At 47.8% G+C, this 18,531-nt stretch carries 18 protein-coding genes; 2 read left to right on the forward strand and 16 right to left on the reverse strand.

Annotated features, from left to right (window positions below; all coding sequences use genetic code 11):
- Positions 1 to 52: 52 nt before the first annotated feature.
- On the reverse strand, positions 53 to 1,354 hold the full coding sequence (locus EDM52_RS04755) for a TolC family protein (RefSeq protein ID WP_122907894.1): 1,302 nt from the start codon (positions 1,352 to 1,354) through the stop codon (positions 53 to 55).
- A gap of 261 nt (positions 1,355 to 1,615) precedes the next feature.
- Between EDM52_RS04755 and EDM52_RS04760 the strand changes: the two genes are divergently transcribed.
- Both EDM52_RS04760 and EDM52_RS04765 read left to right on the forward strand, forming a co-directional pair.
- On the forward strand, positions 1,616 to 2,269 hold the full coding sequence (locus tag EDM52_RS04760; protein WP_122907895.1) for a YigZ family protein: 654 nt from the start codon (positions 1,616 to 1,618) through the stop codon (positions 2,267 to 2,269).
- A 74-nt stretch (positions 2,270 to 2,343) separates the two neighbouring features.
- The gene (locus EDM52_RS04765) at positions 2,344 to 2,877 is read left to right on the forward strand and encodes a coiled-coil domain-containing protein (RefSeq protein WP_122907896.1); all 534 of its coding nucleotides are present in this window, start codon (positions 2,344 to 2,346) and stop codon (positions 2,875 to 2,877) included.
- 44 nt (positions 2,878 to 2,921) lie between these two features.
- Here EDM52_RS04765 and EDM52_RS04770 read toward each other — a convergent pair whose 3' ends face one another.
- The 15 genes from EDM52_RS04770 to EDM52_RS04840 all read right to left on the reverse strand — a co-directional run bounded on the left by EDM52_RS04770 (position 2,922) and on the right by EDM52_RS04840 (position 18,503).
- Positions 2,922 to 6,875, reverse strand: coding sequence for an S-layer homology domain-containing protein (locus EDM52_RS04770; RefSeq protein WP_245996519.1), 3,954 nt, complete (start codon positions 6,873 to 6,875; stop codon positions 2,922 to 2,924).
- 170 nt (positions 6,876 to 7,045) lie between these two features.
- Entirely contained in the window at positions 7,046 to 8,140 is a 1,095-nt protein-coding gene (locus tag EDM52_RS04775) for a glycosyltransferase family 4 protein (protein WP_122907898.1), read from the reverse strand.
- A gap of 25 nt (positions 8,141 to 8,165) precedes the next feature.
- Complete coding sequence (locus tag EDM52_RS04780) at positions 8,166 to 8,903, reverse strand: WecB/TagA/CpsF family glycosyltransferase (RefSeq protein ID WP_122907899.1); 738 nt, start codon at positions 8,901 to 8,903, stop codon at positions 8,166 to 8,168.
- 91 nt (positions 8,904 to 8,994) lie between these two features.
- The gene (gene fabZ / locus EDM52_RS04785) at positions 8,995 to 9,447 is read right to left on the reverse strand and encodes a 3-hydroxyacyl-ACP dehydratase FabZ (protein ID WP_122907900.1); all 453 of its coding nucleotides are present in this window, start codon (positions 9,445 to 9,447) and stop codon (positions 8,995 to 8,997) included.
- Between the two features lie 177 nt (positions 9,448 to 9,624).
- Positions 9,625 to 10,149, reverse strand: coding sequence for a CDP-alcohol phosphatidyltransferase family protein (locus EDM52_RS04790; RefSeq protein ID WP_122908118.1), 525 nt, complete (start codon positions 10,147 to 10,149; stop codon positions 9,625 to 9,627).
- Positions 10,150 to 10,392: 243 nt separating this feature from the next.
- A complete protein-coding gene (locus tag EDM52_RS04795) occupies positions 10,393 to 10,644 on the reverse strand; it encodes a DNA-directed RNA polymerase subunit beta (RefSeq protein WP_122907901.1) in 252 nt (83 codons plus the stop codon).
- 28 nt (positions 10,645 to 10,672) lie between these two features.
- Positions 10,673 to 11,524, reverse strand: a complete 852-nt coding sequence (locus tag EDM52_RS04800; protein ID WP_122907902.1) for a flagellar hook-basal body protein — start codon at positions 11,522 to 11,524, stop codon at positions 10,673 to 10,675.
- Between the two features lie 20 nt (positions 11,525 to 11,544).
- On the reverse strand, positions 11,545 to 12,513 hold the full coding sequence (locus EDM52_RS04805; RefSeq protein ID WP_122907903.1) for a flagellar hook-basal body protein: 969 nt from the start codon (positions 12,511 to 12,513) through the stop codon (positions 11,545 to 11,547).
- A gap of 6 nt (positions 12,514 to 12,519) precedes the next feature.
- Entirely contained in the window at positions 12,520 to 13,536 is a 1,017-nt protein-coding gene (mreB, locus tag EDM52_RS04810; RefSeq protein ID WP_122907904.1) for a rod shape-determining protein, read from the reverse strand.
- An 81-nt stretch (positions 13,537 to 13,617) separates the two neighbouring features.
- Complete coding sequence (gene spoIIID, locus EDM52_RS04815) at positions 13,618 to 13,902, reverse strand: sporulation transcriptional regulator SpoIIID (RefSeq protein ID WP_122907905.1); 285 nt, start codon at positions 13,900 to 13,902, stop codon at positions 13,618 to 13,620.
- Positions 13,903 to 14,097: 195 nt separating this feature from the next.
- The gene (locus EDM52_RS04820; protein ID WP_122907906.1) at positions 14,098 to 14,832 is read right to left on the reverse strand and encodes a M23 family metallopeptidase; all 735 of its coding nucleotides are present in this window, start codon (positions 14,830 to 14,832) and stop codon (positions 14,098 to 14,100) included.
- Between the two features lie 91 nt (positions 14,833 to 14,923).
- A complete protein-coding gene (spoIID, locus tag EDM52_RS04825) occupies positions 14,924 to 15,934 on the reverse strand; it encodes a stage II sporulation protein D (protein WP_122907907.1) in 1,011 nt (336 codons plus the stop codon).
- Positions 15,935 to 16,085: 151 nt separating this feature from the next.
- Positions 16,086 to 17,408, reverse strand: coding sequence for a UDP-N-acetylglucosamine 1-carboxyvinyltransferase (murA, locus tag EDM52_RS04830; RefSeq protein WP_122907908.1), 1,323 nt, complete (start codon positions 17,406 to 17,408; stop codon positions 16,086 to 16,088).
- Positions 17,409 to 17,426: 18 nt separating this feature from the next.
- The gene (locus tag EDM52_RS04835) at positions 17,427 to 18,176 is read right to left on the reverse strand and encodes a YwmB family TATA-box binding protein (protein ID WP_122907909.1); all 750 of its coding nucleotides are present in this window, start codon (positions 18,174 to 18,176) and stop codon (positions 17,427 to 17,429) included.
- Positions 18,177 to 18,272: 96 nt separating this feature from the next.
- Positions 18,273 to 18,503: a DUF1146 family protein gene (locus EDM52_RS04840; RefSeq protein ID WP_122907910.1), complete on the reverse strand. Its 231-nt coding sequence runs from the start codon at positions 18,501 to 18,503 to the stop codon at positions 18,273 to 18,275.
- Positions 18,504 to 18,531: the final 28 nt, after the last annotated feature.

The raw sequence follows: 18,531 nt of genomic DNA on the forward strand, positions 1-18,531 counted from the left end.
TGTCACCATTGAACCTTTTTCCAGTTCTAATCAGATCCTTACAATAATTCTCTTAGTTGCCCAATGCTGTATCGAAGTTGACTACAGCCAGGTTGTAGGTAAGGATCGCACGTTGATACTGGTTTTCGCGATCAGACAATTCTTCCTCTGCCTGGATCACTTCCAGTGTCGTTGCAAGTCCGTTTTCAAAGCGCAGGTTGGTCAGGCGGTAGCTTTCTGCTGCCGAATCCTTCGCTTTTTTCTGAAAGTCAATCGCTTGACGTGCTGCATTCAGGTTGTAGTAGGCTTGTGCTACTTCTTTGCTGATGGCACGCTCTTGTTGTTCAATCGCGACCTTGGAAGTCTCTACATTGTTTTTAGCAATACGGCCTTGGTAAGTAGCCATCACAGAGTATTCTTCTACAAGATTCACATTCAACTCAGCCAGTTTGAGTTCTTCTTTGACCTTGGTCATTTCCACGCGTTTTTCCAGCGCTTCTGCCTGTGCTTGCTGCAAAGTTTTGGTGATCGGCGCAGCCTGTTTGTTGGCAACGACAATATTCCACTTCTTGTCCAGGTCTACCCCGAGGAAATCATTGAGTTCCATGCGTTCGATTTCCAGGTTGTTCTCCGCTGTAGTCAAAGCAGCCTGCGCACCAGCCAGGCCCATTTCCGCCTGCAAGACGTCTGTTTTCGCCTTGGTTCCGACTTCAAATGCTGCTTTCGCTACCTTCAACTGCGTTTGCGCACGCGTCAGACTTTGTTTTTTCAGGTTCAGGTCATTTTGTGCGTAAATCAGATCGTAGTATGCCTGTTGCGCTCCCAGCTTGATCTTGCTTTCAGTTGCTTTGAGCTGCAAGGAGTTCAACAGACGGTTCATATCGATGGTAGCGTTGGTCACGTATTTAGCTTTCGCTGCATCCAAAGACCAAATGACCTCACTCGGCATCTCAGCAGGTGACTTATAAGAGAGCATGGAGTTGAGGTCCGCGTTCTTCACACTCAAGCGGGTATTTTCGAGCGTAGCATTTGTTTCCAATGCTTGTTGAATCGCTTTTTCCAAGGTCAATTGCTCTATACCGGTCGTTGCCTCAGCTGATGGTGTGGTGGTTTTTTGTTCTGTGGCAGCAGGTGTTTTGGTTTCTGTAACAGTTGCTTCCGCTTTTGGCTCATCTGCCTTGGCTTCGGTTGCCTGTTCAGGAGCAGCTTCGGTTGGGGCTGCTGTTTCAGCTGATGCCTCCACTTCAGTCTGAGCTGCCTTGGCATCGTCTGCATTATTCGCATAGGCTGTCAACGAGCCTACTCCAAGCACTGTCGTCAAAACGGCAGCCATACTGATCTTTTGCCATTTTTTCGATGAGTATGGAAAATTCATATTGTCCACTCCTTCTAATCAAAATATTACAGTTTGTCCCAACATCACTATATCACATAGGAATGTTTCGTACACGAAAAATTAAAACTTGGAACTATTTGCATAGGCCGGTTCGACACACACCTCCTCATGTATAGATTCGATCCTTTCATTATTTGTACACATCTGCTTGTAAAGAATAATACGAATATGTGTCAAAAACATTTCAGGATTCGCGAACTTTCTTTTGACATGCTATCCTTTTCTTGAGGTGATCGGACGATGTTACATCAGTATAAGACCGTTGCGGGCTATGGAGAAGACGACATTATAATAGAACGTTCTCGATTTATTGGGTATGCACAACGCGTGACTACCGAAGAAGAGGCTTCAGCGTTCATCGCAGCCATCAAGAAAAAGCATTGGGACGCTACCCATAACTGCTCTGCATTTGTCATTGGAGAAAATGATCAGATTCAACGCTCCAGTGACGATGGGGAGCCAAGCGGAACAGCGGGCAAGCCCATTCTGGAATGTATCAAGAAAAACGGAGTCAAGGATACCGTAGTGGTCGTGACCCGCTACTTCGGTGGCATCAAGCTGGGCGCTGGCGGCTTGGTTCGAGCGTATACGGCTGGGACTGTCACTGCACTGAAAGCAGCGCGGATCGTCGTGCATACGCTCCACCAAAAAATATCCATTCATGTGGACTATACGTGGTGGGGCAAGGTGGAAAACGAACTGCGTATTGGGGAGCAGCGTGTGGTCGGCACTGACTTTACGGATAAAGTATCGGCACATGTGCTCATCCCCGAAGGTGAACAGGATGGCTTTATCGAGAGAATGATAGACTTGACGAATGGCCAGGCCCAGATCGAGCTTGGTGAGAAAGAATATGTAGAAGTGCCTGTGGATGCTGTCGGGGATGAGGAATAAATTCGCTTGCGGGATGGGCTATCATTATTTACGATAGTTATATAGTGCATGCACATGCGCGAGGGGGTACGGACATGGGGAAGACTTTGGATGACTTGTTTGAAAAGCTCAGTCAAATGTCTGATCGAATGGAAGAAAAATTTGGAGCGATTGAGCAACGGCTGGACAGAGTCGAGGAGCGGTTGGACAGAGTCGAAGAGCGGTTAGACAGAATCGAAGAGCGGTTAGACAGAATCGAAGAGCGGTTAGACAGAGTCGAGGAGCGGTTAGACAGAGTCGAGGAGCGGTTAGACCAGCATGATATCCGGTTTGAACAACTGGAACAGCGTATGGGAAATTTCGAGCAGGGCATGGGTGCCCTCGAGCAGCGCATGGAAAGACAAGAATCGCTCATGAAGCTCGTGGAAGAGATGGGTGCTGAGTTGATTCAGAAGGTTGCCAGTACGAATGATCGGTTGGACAACCTCTGTCAAGAGGTAAGGGAAATTCGGGAGGAGCAGATCGATAAAAAGGTACATCTGGATTTTCTCGAAAAAAAGGTATGGCAGCATGAAAAAGACATTTACCTGCTGCGTGAACGAGTAGCGAAGTATGAAAAAGAAAGCTGAAGCGGCGCAGAGCTGCTTCAGCTTTCTTCTATATTATAGTGCTTTTACTGCTTCGGCAGTTTCTTCATTTGTACCATCACGCGCACAGTGATCACGGCCATCTCTGCACGAGTCAGGTTGTTTCTTGGTTTAAAGCTGAACGTCGGCTTTTTGGCAGTCGCATCGTTTGGTTCGCCGTTCATCAGCTTGGCTTTGGTAACTGCCAATACGGATGGTGCAGCGTAGTAGCTGACATCTTTGGCATCCGTGAACGATTTGTTCAATGCCAGCTTGGAAGCATCCAGGGAGCCCACCTTCAGGTTGAGCGCACGTGCAATCATGATGGTTGCTTCTTCACGTGTCAGGGAATCATCCGGACGGAAGTAGCCAGGCTGTTTACCACGAATGATACCTGCGCGAGCTGCTGTCTCGATGTATTTGTACTCGTAGTCCCAACGATCACGATTGGGTCGAACGTCAGTAAATGTTGGTTCGAGTGGATCGCGCTCATTGCTGTCGCGGTACGGGCCAGCGTCAATCGGCAAAGCCAGCGCTTTTACCAGCATGGTCGCAAACTCACCACGTGTCATATCACGGTTTGCTCCAAAGCTGCTTCCGCTGTATGCAGGCATGATTCCTTTTGCATACAGAGTCTCCATCGCATCGCGAGCAAAATCATGACTTACTACATCATCGTAGGATTCTCTGGTTTTCATGACCATGTAGAAACCAAAGCCTTGGAACGGCACTTGAACAGTTTGGGAACCTGTATTCACTACCCCGCCTACGTTTCTCCACTCATCACCGTTGTGATAGTAGATCGTCAGCATGGTATTCGCTGCATTTACAATAGAGGAATTGTACTGCAGCGTGAGTGTTCCTTGACGGCTTGGCACCAGGTTATCTTCCCAGCGGCTCTTGAAGTCTTCAGCATCTCCTTCATCATAATAAGGATCTCTACCCCAAGGAGCTTCCATGTCGCCAGCGTCGATGTAGTACAGCGGGCTGGCGTAGTTAAAGTTGGCATCCAAAACGAGTCTGTTTTCCAGGTTGTCGTCTGGCAGACTGACTTGTCCAGTCGTACGATCCGCGATACCGAAGTAGAGTGGAACGTCAACGAAGATATCACCATTCGGATTTTTTACTTCCTGACCGGCACGTCCGTCATCTGGCGACAGCAGAACTGTACCACTTGGGAATTTCAGCACCAGCTGCTTATCGAACACAGTGAACGAGACTTTTTTACCCAGTACATCGCGGTATTCGGCACCATTAACGGTGGAATTGGCGTTGTAGATCTTGATCTCGTCGTTGTATGTCTCCGTGCCTACTTGGATCGCAAACTTCACGTTGTTAAGGCCTTTTTTCAGCGGGACAGTAGCTGTAAAGACATAATACGTTTCTGGAATGGTTTTGCCCAGATCGTCATCATAGTAGAAATCGCGATTGGTTGTATTGGATACAGTAGCCTCTGTTTTACCAAACAGGACCTTATCCGCATTCTCTGCAAATACACGTACAATCGCCGTGTTGCTGTTTACAATGATATATTGGTCTGTCTCTTTCGCTTTTACAGGCGAGAGAACTTCCCAGCTGGAGTACTTTTGTTCGATATTGATATCGTATCGAACGACTGTACCGTTGTCATCCTCGGCAACGATGGTATATACCGTCGTACCGCCTTTGCGGAGTGTCAGCGGGAACAGCGCGAGCTTTTGCTCCTGCATCTGAGCATCCGTTACAGCATCCTGAACTCTTTCTACGAGGTCGCCGTATTGACTTGCCGTAATTTTACCCTCGAATTTCGAGCTGGAAATAGGGGAGATATTCCGTCTGTCAAAGATATCGGCGAGATCGTTGTCATTCAGCGTTGCTTCTTGACGTGCATTTACGTAGTCCTGATGGGTATCGATCTGATCCCAAGTGCCGTTGTCGTACTCAAAGTCGTTGATCCGTTTACCGTTTTTCTCGATGTACACATGTGTAGCATCCTTCACTGTGAAGCTCAGGCCTCTCAGGAAGTTCGCTCCTGTGCGATAAGCAGAATCCCCAGCTTTTTTCACCAGTTCTTCGGTTTCGCCATTCGAGACGATCTCCAGCTTCACATCCTCAACGCTTGGCGCTACGGATGTATCGTAGGATACGTTGTAGGTAAATGTTGTGTTGGTATCTTTGTTGGTGTCATCACTCAATATAATTTTGAGCACGTTGTTTCCTTTTTTATAGCTCAATTGCGTATCTGCAATTCGGAAAACCCCGGTAGTCGTATTGATTCCCGTGATCGTAATAGGTGATGCATTCAAGGTAGCTTTGATGTTGATATTGGCGTTGTTTTTCAACACATAGTTGTACACTCTACCATCCAGGCTGCGAATATCATTTGCGCTCTTGATTTCGAACCCGTCTTCAAAGCTGCGCACTTGCCCATCTACCATATATGTCAGCTGTACATAAGGTGTAACCCGAATATCCAGTTGATAGACCCCAGAAGTACTATTAGAACCCGATGTATACAAAATTTCTAGTTTTCCATTACCAGGAGGTGTCTTTTTCAGGGTCAAATTATAGTAGTAGGCAGGTACTGCCGGTGCACCAGTTCCAGTAACCTGTACAAGACTATAATCTCCATCTGTCTGGCTCAAGGTCACACCATTGTACTTGATAGTAAAACCACCAATAGTATCTGCATTCATTGTTTGCAGCTGCAGTTCCAATGGCGATGTTACGATCGTATTGGTACCCGTTGGGGATAGTTGCTGAGAATTAACCTGATTGATAACCTTTTCAATGATCGGCTTATTGCTATCCACATACTTGAACTGATACTGGTAGTTGTTCACCAGTGTAAAACCGTTCGGAGTAGTAGGCTGTGCATTTGGATCGTCACTGGATACTTTCACAAGGTACTGATAGCTCAGACTTACTTGATACACTTTTCCATCTTGTAAGCCAGCAGGTACTCTCGCGGAAATGTAGTACTCAGTGAAACCATTCTGAGGATTGCCTACTGGAGCAAACCCGATTTCAGATGGTGAATCCGGATCTACCAACGAATTGAGCGTAACTGGAACAATCTCGTTGTAGCCATCGCCTGTAATGGTCAGTCTGAATTGGTCAAATTTCTGGAGCTTGTCGATGTCGATAAAGCGCAAGAGTGCTTTACCCGTAATGGCCACTTCACTAGAAGTTGGCGACGGCTGCTTGATCACAGCTTGTAGGTCTGGATTCAGCAGTACATTATCTAATTTGACCTGGTAAAATTGATCGGAGCTGCCCGAGGAAGTCGCAGTGACCAGGATTTTTCTTTCAAAAACCCCTACTTCCTTGTTTTGGTTAAACACGCGGATGTGCAACGTGTTTTCACCAAGCAATGAAGGAATGTTCAAACCAAAAGTACCCGTCCGATTTACCTCTGAACGAATGACTTCGTTGTTACGCAGGTTTCGTACTTCCACGGAATCCGCGTTCAACGCTTTACCGTCCATGCTCAACGTCAGTCTGTTAATCGATGAAATCGCAATGTAAGTTGGATTGGTCGTAATATTCGGGTCATTCAGTGGCACATCATTGATTTTCAAATCACTGACTAGCGGTGTATCGTTGTACTGAACATAAAAATGGTAGTACTCTTTGGTCACGCTTCCGACTCTTTCATAGAAGGTGATCTTGTTCAGTCCGGATTTCAGCGAAACGTCCGTAAACGTAAAGTTGCTTCCGTTGATCTCAGGAGCTGTATTGGCCAGATCTTGAACAATTTGTCCATTATTCGTAATCAGTTTGAGGCGCAGGCTTGGACCTGATACGCTCGCTCCGTATGTACCTGTAATCGTAAACCGTGAATCTCCATACACGACCGGATTGGCTGCACTGGTATCATTCGGAAAACCTGTGAGCGTGATCGGGTTGTTCGTATTTGTCGCAGCAGATGCTGGCAATGCCGGAATTAATCCCGTGACCAACATCATCATCGTCAGGCATAACGCGAACCAACGACGAAAGTCTTGATATTGCTTCCTCATGTCTTCACCTCTCCACTTCATTGAATTCCTTATTTACACCCAGAATCTGGTAGTTCAGGGCAATTCCTTCTCCCTTTATTTATCGGACAATTAATCCAGTCAGTTAAGGGTTTGCACCTAAATAATGGCGAAAAAAAACCCCTGCTGGTCAGCAGAGGTTTTGTACGGAATTAATGACTGCGTCGATGCGCCATCTTCACTTTCAATCTCCGATAAATATTGATCAACGGGCGATGCCTGCGACTTACCAGCCCGACAATCTCCGTACCCAGATGGATCGCGATCAGAAGCGCGACCATCACGATCAAAGTTGTCCACTTCGTAGTCTTGGTCAGCAAGATCGCCATCGTTCCGAAGAAGACGCTGATCGTGTAGATGACAAGTACGGTGGAGCGATGAGACAGTCCCATGTTTAGCAAACAGTGATGCAGATGCCCTTTATCCGGGCTCGAAATCGGCTTTTTGTTGACGATCCGCCGCACGATAGCGAAAAAGGTATCCCAGAGTGGCACTCCCAGGACCACAATCGGAATGATGAATGAAACGAACAATGCTTCTTTAAAACCCATAATCGATAAGGCCGCAAGATTAAATCCTAAAAAGAGCGATCCGGTATCGCCCATGAACAGGCGCGCCGGGTGGAAGTTGAAATACAGGAAGCCGAGAATCGCTCCCAGCAAAACAAAACAGTAAATGGCAACGTTAACCTCGTCCATTAGAAGTGCCACAACCGCCATCGTTCCCGTAGCAATGGCGGAAACACCTGCAGACAAGCCATCCAAGCCATCAATCAGGTTCACGGCATTCGTCACGCCGACGATCCAGAACATCGTGATCGGCACTGCCAGCCACAACAGCCAGCCACTGCCAAAATCAATGCTTCCCGAATACGGAAGATTGACCACGCCTATTTTTAAACCGAACGGGATAACGACAATGACTGTAGCGACGAGCTGCCCCAGCAGCTTCCATTTTGGCGAGAGCTGGTATTTGTCATCCAGCATTCCCACCACCATGACGATCGTACTACCAATAAAAATCCCCATCATCTCTGTTTTATCGGCAAACGGAACAAACAGAAAGAAAGCAACCATATATCCGAGGTAAATGGCCAATCCACCCATGCGAGGCATAATTCGGGTATGCACCTTGCGTTGGTTGGGAGCGTCCACTGCCCCTACTTTTTCAGCCAGTTTTTTTACATAAGGTGTAGCAATAAATGCAACGATCAGCGAGGTCAAAAATCCGAAGATTAACGTAGACATCGGCTGTCTCCTCTCTACGGGTGCTCTAGGAGCGGTTACTCCATTTTTCTTTTAAGACGGTCCAAACAAATCGCGGTATCGCCAATTGCCGCTTCCAACGTGAAGGCGTAGCAAGCAACCGGTACAGCCATTCCAGATTCAGCTTCTGCCACAGCATAGGGGCTCGTTTTACTTTTCCCGAAATGACGTCAAAAGTTCCGCCCACTCCCATCATCAAGGAAGCTTGCAGTTGGTCGCGGTATCGGGCTAGCCACTGATCTTGCTTGGGCGAACCCATCGCTACAAAGAGCAATTGGGTCTTTTTGCTTGCGATCTCCTGTACGATCTGTTCTTCTTCGTCTTGCCGAAAATAGCCGTCCCTATACCCGACGATGTGCGCATTCGGAAATCGCTGCTCCAGCTTTTGTGCAGCAAGCTGGATCACTTCCGGTGACGCACCCAATAAATACACATTCCATTGTTTTTTGTCTGCTTCTGCCATCAAAGCTTCTACCAGCTCCACGCCGGTTACGCGCTCGTGGATGGGTTGATTCGTCCACTTGGCTGCATATACGATTCCGATCCCATCTGGTACGACATAGGCTTGTTCTACGATTGTGCGAAAAGCCTGATTTTCGTTTGCAAGCATAACAATTTCCGGATTTGCGGTGAGTACATGCATTTGTTCTCCGCTTTCAATCCGTTCCACCAGATGAGTAACTGTTTCGCCAAAGCCGCGTGTAGTAAATGGTACGCCAAGTATATTTGCAACCGGTTTGGTCAATGGTTTCACCTTCAGTTTATTAGACGGTCGACGAGTTAAAAATGTTCCCAGATGCCATTCTAACCGAAAAGAAAGGCACATTCAAGATAGATCAAGAATGTGCCTGTTCCGCATCGATCAGAGCAAACATCAAGTCGCCCTCGGCAACGACCTTGTCGTTTACCATTGCTCGTCCATGCCCTTTTCCAACAGTTCCGCGAACGCGTGTCATTTCGACCTCCAGGATCAGCGTATCTCCAGGCTTTACCTGATCCTTGAAGCGGAACCCATCAATCCCTGCGAACAGTCCGATCTTTCCTTGGTTATCTTCCATGCTCAGCATGGCCACAGCACCCACCTGTGCGAGCGCCTCTACGATCAGCACACCAGGCATGACCGGAAATCCGGGAAAATGCCCCTGAAAGAAAGGCTCGTTAATGGTAACATTCTTAAGTCCGACAGCCCGCTTGCCCAATTCCAGCTCCGTGATCTTGTCCACCAGCAAAAAAGGGTACCGATGCGGAATAACAGCTTGAATCTGTGTACTATCCATAGGTGCTTTCATTTTACGAACACCGCTCCATTTCCATGACTTAACTAGACTTGTCCATGCATGAAGAAGAACCTTCAAACTGAAACTAAAAACAACCACCCGCCTCCGTCAAGAGGAGCTCGGGGTTGAGATAAAAGGAGCACTTCCTTCCCTTCCCGGAAGTGCTCTTTTTCCAACGCGAATAACAGCTTATGACGATTTGTTCAACAAACGAAATTTCCCCAAGTAGATCGCGCTTGCAAGGAAAGAAAATGCAATGACTGACCATAGGATGGCCTCGCTGTACGGATAACGGTACATGACCAACGGTATAACCAGGTAAAGCAGCACCGTAGTCAGTTTCCCGTAGGCATTGGCTGGTACCGTCTTCTTTCCACGGAAGTGGTAGACAGCTGCAACACCAATCATCGCCACATCCCGAGCAAAGAAAAACAGCGTAGCCCACAGGCTGATCCGATCTGTCAGAAATAATGAGGCTATGACTGCAAGCATCATCAGTTTGTCTGCCAAAGGATCCATCATGACGCCAAACGTGGTCACCAGCTTATACTTCCTTGCGATATACCCATCCGCAATATCTGTCAGCCCTGCCACGATGAGGATGCCCAAGGCGATCTCCAAATGAAAGGGCAGTTCGGAAAAAAACACGTACAGGTACAAAGGGATAAGAACGATGCGAAAGATTGTAAGCATATTAGGAAGATTCACGGATATCCCTCCGTAATGAAAAACTGCACTTCCTTTTTCAACCACTCGATCTATTATACTCTGTGGACAATCTCAACAACAAGTCCTCCAAAACGGTCATGACCGTTTTGGTAACCGCAAGCGGTAACATCAACTTTTATGAAAAACGTCGAGATGTTTCGATCCCCCGATGAGAGGGGACGTTTTTCACAGAAAAAGCAGATAGCCCAAACCAATGGTCCGGGCCCGCTAAGGATGTGAGCTTGTTCCCTATTCCGTATCTGCGAATAGCAAATCATACATATGTTGGTACGTACCCAGATCGAACACTTCCGAAGACGGCTTATCCCCAACAACACCGTAACCGATCATCAATCCAACAACCAGTGAGAAAAACAACAGGATCGGGACCAACAAGACTTTTGCCAACACGACTGGCCATCTCTTGCCGCTCCTGACGCGTTCTTTTTGAGCAACCTCTTGGGTATCTCGCGGGAAACGTTGTCCCTTTCCTTGATTCATTCTGTATCCTCCATCTAGACGAATGGGATTAACGACTGCGTATCGAAGTGGCAATGCCCATCATTTGATCTGTGATCCCAATCGCCCGTGAATTGAGCTGGTATGCGCGCTGAATATTGATGAGCTGAGACATTTCCTCCTGCAGGTTTACATTGGAACCCTCCAATGCTCCTTGACGAACGGAAGCAAGATTGTTTGTCCAAGCCAGCTCGTAGTAATCATCGGGATTAAAGGTCGCAGGATCATCATAAGCAAGCTCTGAAAGACCCCATAGATTTTTTCCAACCTGTCTCATGGAGTCAGGGTTATGTACTTTCCAGATTCCTACTCGTTCAAAGGTAGGTTCTCCGTTAACCGACACATACCCGTCTTCGGAGATCACTAGCTCCCTCACTTCATCCGTAGGAAGAACAAGTGGATTATCCGATTCGTTCAACAGCACATGGCCTGTAGAAGAAACGAGTATAAATCCACCAAAATACGCGCTTTCCTCCAAGTGAAAATTCCCATCGCGCGTAAAGCGCATCTCTTCCACTCGGGCACCGTTTGCATCCGTCTCCTGGGAACCTACCCGAAAATAGCCTTCCCCCTGAATCATCAAATCGGTGGGAACATCGGTTGGTTTCATACTACCCTGTCCCATATCCAGCTTGGTCATTCCGAGTTTGGCTCCACTGCCAATGCGTATACCAACTGGTGAGTTGCGATTTTCACGGTCGGTAGAAGGCTGCTCATTCATCGAATCGGCAAGCAACTCGGAAAACGAAGCGACTCGACGCTTGTATCCAACCGTGTCCAAATTCGACATGTTGTTCGCAGAATTGTCCAGCGCAAGCTGAATACCGCGCAGAGCTGAAGTAGAAATGTTAAGAGACTGCATCTTCGTCCTTACCCCCTAGTTTACCCGTTTACTCGTCCAATTTCATTGGCAGCCTTATCCAAAGTTCCGTCAATCGTAGTCAAAACCCGTTGATTCGCTTCATAGGCGCGCAGTACAGCCATCATGTCCGTCATCGTTTGGGCAGGGTCTACATTCGCCCGCTCAATCCACCCCTGCTTTAATCCGTAACGCCCTGCTATTAGGGGATTCGCATACTCGCCAGCACCAAACGCAGTCAAGTCTTCAATCTCGGCTTCCTCTAGTGCTGCGGGCGCAATATCACCCTCATAGCGAAACACACTTGTGCCTTCGCGAACCATCATCTGAGGTTTTGTGATGACTGCCAAACCTAGACGCTGATCCATTAAAACAGGTGGATCCTCAGGTTCTCCAGCAGGGTCTTTGTACATCAACTCGCCTTGAAGACCGATCTGCAGTAGCTCTCCCACTTTCACACCAGCCGGATCATTGATGCGAATGGCCTGATTATCATTGCCCAACACGTAATAACCATCCGGTGTTACGAGATACCCGTCAAAATTGACATCCCAGTTCCCGTTTCGCGTGTAGCGAATTTGCTCCGGATCAGCGGGTTGCGTCAAATCCTCCAACTTAGCCACGCTAAAGAAGAGGCGTTGTTCATTGCCGTCTTCATCCCTCTGCAGGTTGTCCATCAATGCAACGTCATACGGATTGCGAGTTTCCGCGATATCGCCTTGCCCAAATACCGGCAAAGCTTCTGACATGTACACACCCGTGTGCAGACGACCAATAACGGCAGCCTGTCCATTCATGGTCGGCATTCCTTGAATATCTGGTCCCTGCTGATCGCGAATCCGAGAGATCAGCTGTTCCGGAAATGCACGCATGAGACCCACGTCCTGCTTGTAGCCAGGTGTATTGATATTCGCGATGTTATTCGCCAGTGCTTCGTGTCTGTTCTGCAAGGCCAACATGCCTGATGCAGACGTATACAAGCCTCTGATCACAGGATCTTACCCCCCGAAGAGCTTCTTATTGCGAGTCGCTGGTACTTTATCCAAGTAATCCAACATCATTCCCGTACCTTTGGCTACGCACATCATCGGCTCGTCCGCTACCAGGACTGGAACCTTCAGTTCCTCTGCCAGCATCTGGTCAAGTCCGTGCAAAAGTGCGCCGCCACCAGTCAGGAATACACCCTTATCTATTATATCGGCAGAAAGCTCCGGAGGTGTTCGTTCTAAAACAGATTTTGATGCTTGTACAATTGCACTAACCGACTCAGCCAGGGCTTCTTGGACTTCATGGGAGCGAATATTAATGGTTTGCGGCAATCCGCTTACCATATCTCGTCCACGAATGTCCATTTCGTCCTGGCGTCCGCCGAATACAGTTCCAATCTGAACTTTAATATCTTCAGCCGTACGTTCACCAATCAGCAACTTGTATTTATTCTTTATGTATCGCATGATCGCCACGTCAAACGTATCGCCTGCGATTTTGATGGAAGAAGACGTGACGATATCACCCATCGAAAGTACGGCTACGTCCGTTGTACCGCCACCGATATCGACAACCATATTTCCGGACGGCTGAAAAATGTCCATGCCAGCGCCAACAGCAGCTACTTTTGGCTCTTCCTCAATATACACTTCTCTCGCTCCGCCGCTTCGTTCAGCCGCTTCGCGAATGGCCTTTTGTTCCACAGACGTGATGTTTGTTGGACAACAAATCAAGATACGCGGACGAGCAAACATGCTTTTTCCGCCGATTTTGGTCAAGAAATGCTTAAGCATGGCCTCAGTAATTTCGAAGTCCGCAATAACCCCTTCTCGCAAAGGTCGGATCGCTACGATATTCCCTGGAGTCCGGCCTACCATTCGATAGGCTTCATTGCCTACAGCCAACACTTTTCTTGTTTGATTGTCAATTGCCACGACAGCTGGTTCGTCAAGGACAATTCCTTTGCCTTTCACAAATACCAAGACGTTTGCCGTCCCCAAGTCGATTCCGATATCTTTGCCAAACATTGCAAGGTCCTCCCTGTTACCAGTTACATTCCTAACTAATATCATAGGCTCTTCTACGTGAGAGGACAAGGAAATTCTTTCTTACACACTTTCCTCCTGTTCTACATGCACTTTTTTGCTACGTCTCTTGTACTTGATTTTCGTTGCCTCTCCTCCGCGAAGATGGCGGATAGCCTTGTGGTATTCCAAAATTTCCTTTACTTGGTTGGCCAACTCGGGATTTATTTCAGGCAACCGCTCTGTCAGGTCCTTGTGCACTGTACTTTTGGAAACACCGAATTCTTTGGCGATCATCCGAACCGTATTGCGCGTCTCTACAATATATCGGCCGATTTTGATGGTCCGCTCTTTGATGTAGTCGTGCACATCACTCGCCTCCTTGTATCTACATTGTCTGATACAATATATGGGTGGGTGCGGACACATATTCTACGTTTCCAAGCCTGACAAGCCAGCACGGCCGCATCTTTTTTTCACAGTTTGTACACATGCAAAAAGTCGAAGCGTTTTGCACAAAAAAACACCTGTAAAAAATTGGGATTTTACAGGTGTTTTTTACGATTATTGATTTTTTGCTTCCGGCTGAAGCAGGTATTGCTCCGGATTTACTGCCTTGCCATCGACACGTACTTCAAAGTGAAGATGTACACCGGCATCTTTTTCATACTCGCTGCGTCCTGCAGAACCAAGCACCTGTCCTTGTGTGACTTCGTCGCCCGGTTTTACAATGATATTCTCCAAGCTTTGATACACACTTACCATCTTGTCAGCATGCTCAACTTCGACGACTCGACCGACGAGTGGATCATTTTCCACTTTCGTCACTTTACCAGCCAATGCAGCTACGACATCAAAGCTCTTGCCGTCGACTGCCTTCAAATCGATTCCCGTGTGAGGGAAGTAGGAATTGTTGTACTTGATCAACGCTTTTTGCTGCTCTTCCGCTGTTGCCTTTTCATCGAAGAAGCTCATGACCTGATCGTACTGAACTCCTGCTCCGACTGGCCATGCCAGTGGTTCCACGCTACCTGCTACCGGTACTGCATCATCGCCTTGTGTATCAGTCCCAGGAGTTGGATTACCCTCTGGGTTCGTCACTACCACGCCATCCTGTGGATTGGTCAATTCGGATACCGTGCTGATGACATTACCCTGATACCACATCACAAAAGCGAGAATGATTGCTGCAGTACCGATGTAGATCGCCGGAAACGCCCATTTCTTGCCCATCATCTTTTTCCAAGAACTTGACTTCTTGAATGGAATCGGTTGATTTTGATTTTTTTCATTTTCCATTTTATTCATCACCTCATCCCTCAGTATCGCCAGAATTTTGACGTATAAACCTGAGAGAGAAGGGAAAATTAAAAATTTACCAATTGCCCATCTAAACGGAGAGAAACTTCGAATAATCCTGCAAATCGATCCCCTGATAATAATATTTCACGATCTGCTCTGCGTTTTTCCCTGACTTCGCCATTCCATTTGCACCCCATTGACTCATGCCGACGCCATGGCCGTACCCCTTGGTCGTGATATAGACCTGCTTGCCCCGCAATTCCATCGTAAACGACGAAGAGTTGAGATTCAGCTTTTCCCGCACTTCCCGTCCTGAGAAATCCTTTCCTCCAATGTGGATCTTACCGACGCGATTCCCCGTAGTCGTTGAAGTCACGCGAAACCAGGAACCATTGGAAGACACCTCTTGCACCAGCTTCACCCCAAGACTTTTTTCCATCTCCTCAGTCGTAAAAACGACGGTTTCCTGATAGCGGGGAGAATCAATGTCCCACGGACTCGCCACGCTTTTCAAATAAGGAATGGCTTTTTCCCAATACTCACCGGAGTTCTCAGTGAAGCCATTGCTGGTGGAAAAGAAGGTCGCGTCAATCGGCTGTCCCTGAAAGGTAAGCACAATGCCTGCCGTGGCCTGAACCGCTTGTTGAATCCGCTTGTTTTTCCACTCGTACTGACTGCTCCATCGTTCTTTGCGCTGTACTTCATCCATATAGACCTGGTGACGGACTGTGTCCAGCACCTGAGCCCCATCCGGTACATCGTCCCATTTTCCCTCGCTCAGCCTGCGCACAATGTATGTTCTCGCAGCCATCGCCTGTGCCTTGAGAGCTTCCAGTTCAAACTCTGCCGGCATTTCCGCGGCCACCACTCCGGTGATGTACTCTTCCATTGGTAGTGTTTCCACCACTTTTTTCTCCGTACGGTAAACCTTCACTTCCAGACCTGGCTTTATGACGGCCTGGTTGTCCGGTTGCAGGACGGCGACACTCTCTCCCCCCGCTACCTGACTGGTTGGTGAAAACAGATATACCAAGGCGGCTGGCATGAGAACGAGCAAGATCGGTAATGCGACAAACCACATGACAAAATAACGTTTCATGCTTGGAATCCTCCCCGTATCGTGCTGACACTTCCAGTCTATGTTCTGTGCCCATACGATAGAACGAGAGAATGAGAGAGAAACGAGAATGCAAAAAGGCCCCCTGCTAGCAGAGAGCCTTTCTTTCATTTCAATGCCTCGACGGCAAATATTAAGCAAAGTTGGGTGAAAAATTGATCTTAATCGCTTCCGGAGCTGCAGCTTCCTGCTGCTCTTGATGAATGTAGCGCTCCACGTCTGCGCCCAACGCTTGAAGCTTTTCCGCAAAGTTGACGTAGCCTCGGTCGATGTGATGCAAGGCTGTAACTTCCGTATCGCCTTCAGATACCAATCCGGCCAAGACCAGAGCTGCACCTGCGCGCAAATCTGTAGCGGCTACCTTGCTGCCAGTCAGCTTGGCTCCACCCTCGACGATGGCGCTACGTCCCTCAATCTTGATATTGGCGTTCATCCGACGGAACTCCTCGACATGCATGAAGCGATTTTCAAAAACCGTCTCTGTCACAATGCTTGTACCCTCGGAAACGAGCAACAAAGCCATCATTTGTGACTGCATATCGGTAGGGAAACCAGGGTATGGTAAAGTCTTCAAGTCAACAGCCTTCAGCTTGCCCTTGCGCGTCACGCGAATGCCGTTTTCCTGTTCGTCTACTTCTACGCCCATCTCTCTCAGCTTGGCTGTAACAGACTTCAGATGGTCGCAGATCGCACCTTCTACAAACACATCGCCACCCGTAATAGCAGCAGCTACCATAAACGTACCTGCTTCAATCCGGTCAGGAATCACACAATGTGTGCAGCCCTTCATGGTTTCAACGCCTTCGATCCGAATCGAACCAGTACCAGCACCGCGGATTTTTGCTCCCATTCGGTTGAGATAGTTGGCCAAATCCACGATTTCAGGTTCTTCTGCGGCATTTTCAATCACGGTCGTGCCTTCTGCCAAAGCAGCGGCCATCATGATGTTTTCGGTTGCTCCTACACTGGCGATATCCAGGTAAATTTTCGCACCTTTCAATCTGCCCTCCACGCTCGCATCAATAAATCCTTGTCCGATATCGATTTTTGCTCCCATCGCCTCAAAGCCTTTGAGGTGCTGATCGATTGGTCGCGTCCCAATGGCGCAACCACCTGGAAGAGCGACACGTGCCCGTCCCTTTCTCGCTAAAAGCGGTCCCATTACCAAGAAGGACGCCCGCATTTTGCGAACAAGTTCATAGGATGCCTCAACGCTCGACAAAGAGGAAGCGTCGATTGTCAGCACTTCATGATCATATGTAAGGGAGATTCCCATCGATTTCAAGAGGTCGCATATCGTCCTAACGTCGTCAAGGGCTGGAACATCCGAAATGATGCTTGTCCCTTCTTCTGCCAGGATAGATGCTGCAATGATAGGGAGTACGGCATTTTTGGCTCCGGAAACCTTGACGTTTCCTACCAATGCCTTACCACCGCGGACAATCATTTTATCCAATGTGTACCCCTCCGCGTGCTAATATTCCACTGTGATGATTGGTGTGCCTACGGTGATCTGCGTTCCTGCATGACTGTCTCGATGCGTTGCCACCTGTAGGTTCATCTTGTCCCCGTTTAGCGAAATGAACGGCTTCCACAGCTTCGTGTAGCCGGAAATACTGACTACAGTTTCATCCGCTAAACGTTCTCGTTCTTTGGCTTGGAGGGCCTGAAAAATCGACAATATTTTACCCTCCTGTTGATCAACACTCATCTTAACATTGTACATTCCGCGAATACAAGTGCTAATTTGCGGAATAAAGTCGGCTTTTGACAAGGATTTTACAAAGTTATCCTGCGTAGATTCAATATATGGTAGTGATTCACGGCTTCCGGTTAGTTCCAACACTAGATATGTATCAAATGCACCATTTATGGAAACTCCTGTTATTTCAAAACGTACCTGTACGCCATCCTGGATGATTTCTGCCGTGTGAGAGACGATGTGATTCTCTTGAGAAAAAACGAAGCTGGTAACCGGAATTGCGAGTTCTGTTGCCCAACTGTTTGCCAACTTTTCAAGCTCCGCAGGACTTTCTACCTGTCCAAGCGATGTGCGGCCGCGCATCTGAACCTGTAGTCCGGTAGCTCCCGTCTCTTCGATTACCGCAAGCAACCGCGCAGCAATTGCCACATCGGGAATTTCCTTCGCTTGTGCCGGTACCCAATAGACGATCCCCAAAACGATTAGCATCGCTAGAGACAACAAACCTGACCACATTTTCATTTTTTCTCTCTCCCATTCATGTAGCTCTTTGTACTTCTCAGTTTGCACATGAAATTGGGTGGATATACCAATAAATTCAGATTACACGTGAGAGAATTAGGAGAAGAGATTTCCGATGATCAGCGACCAACCCAGATAATCGCTGAAGAAGCGGGACAACTCATAGCCAATTACAATAGACAAAAAGATTTGCAGCAGCTTGGCTTGTGCGCTGTTCGGTTTTTTTAGGAGTTTTTCAAACCTTACAGCCTGAAGGGTCCACCAGCTTAATCCAATAAAGACGATGGACAGGATGATACTTAAGAAGCCATATATTTCACTCGGCACAATCCGTTCCTCCTCTATTGAAAATACA

Source organism: Brevibacillus invocatus (assembly GCF_003710915.1).
Lineage (GTDB): Bacteria > Bacillota > Bacilli > Brevibacillales > Brevibacillaceae > Brevibacillus > Brevibacillus invocatus.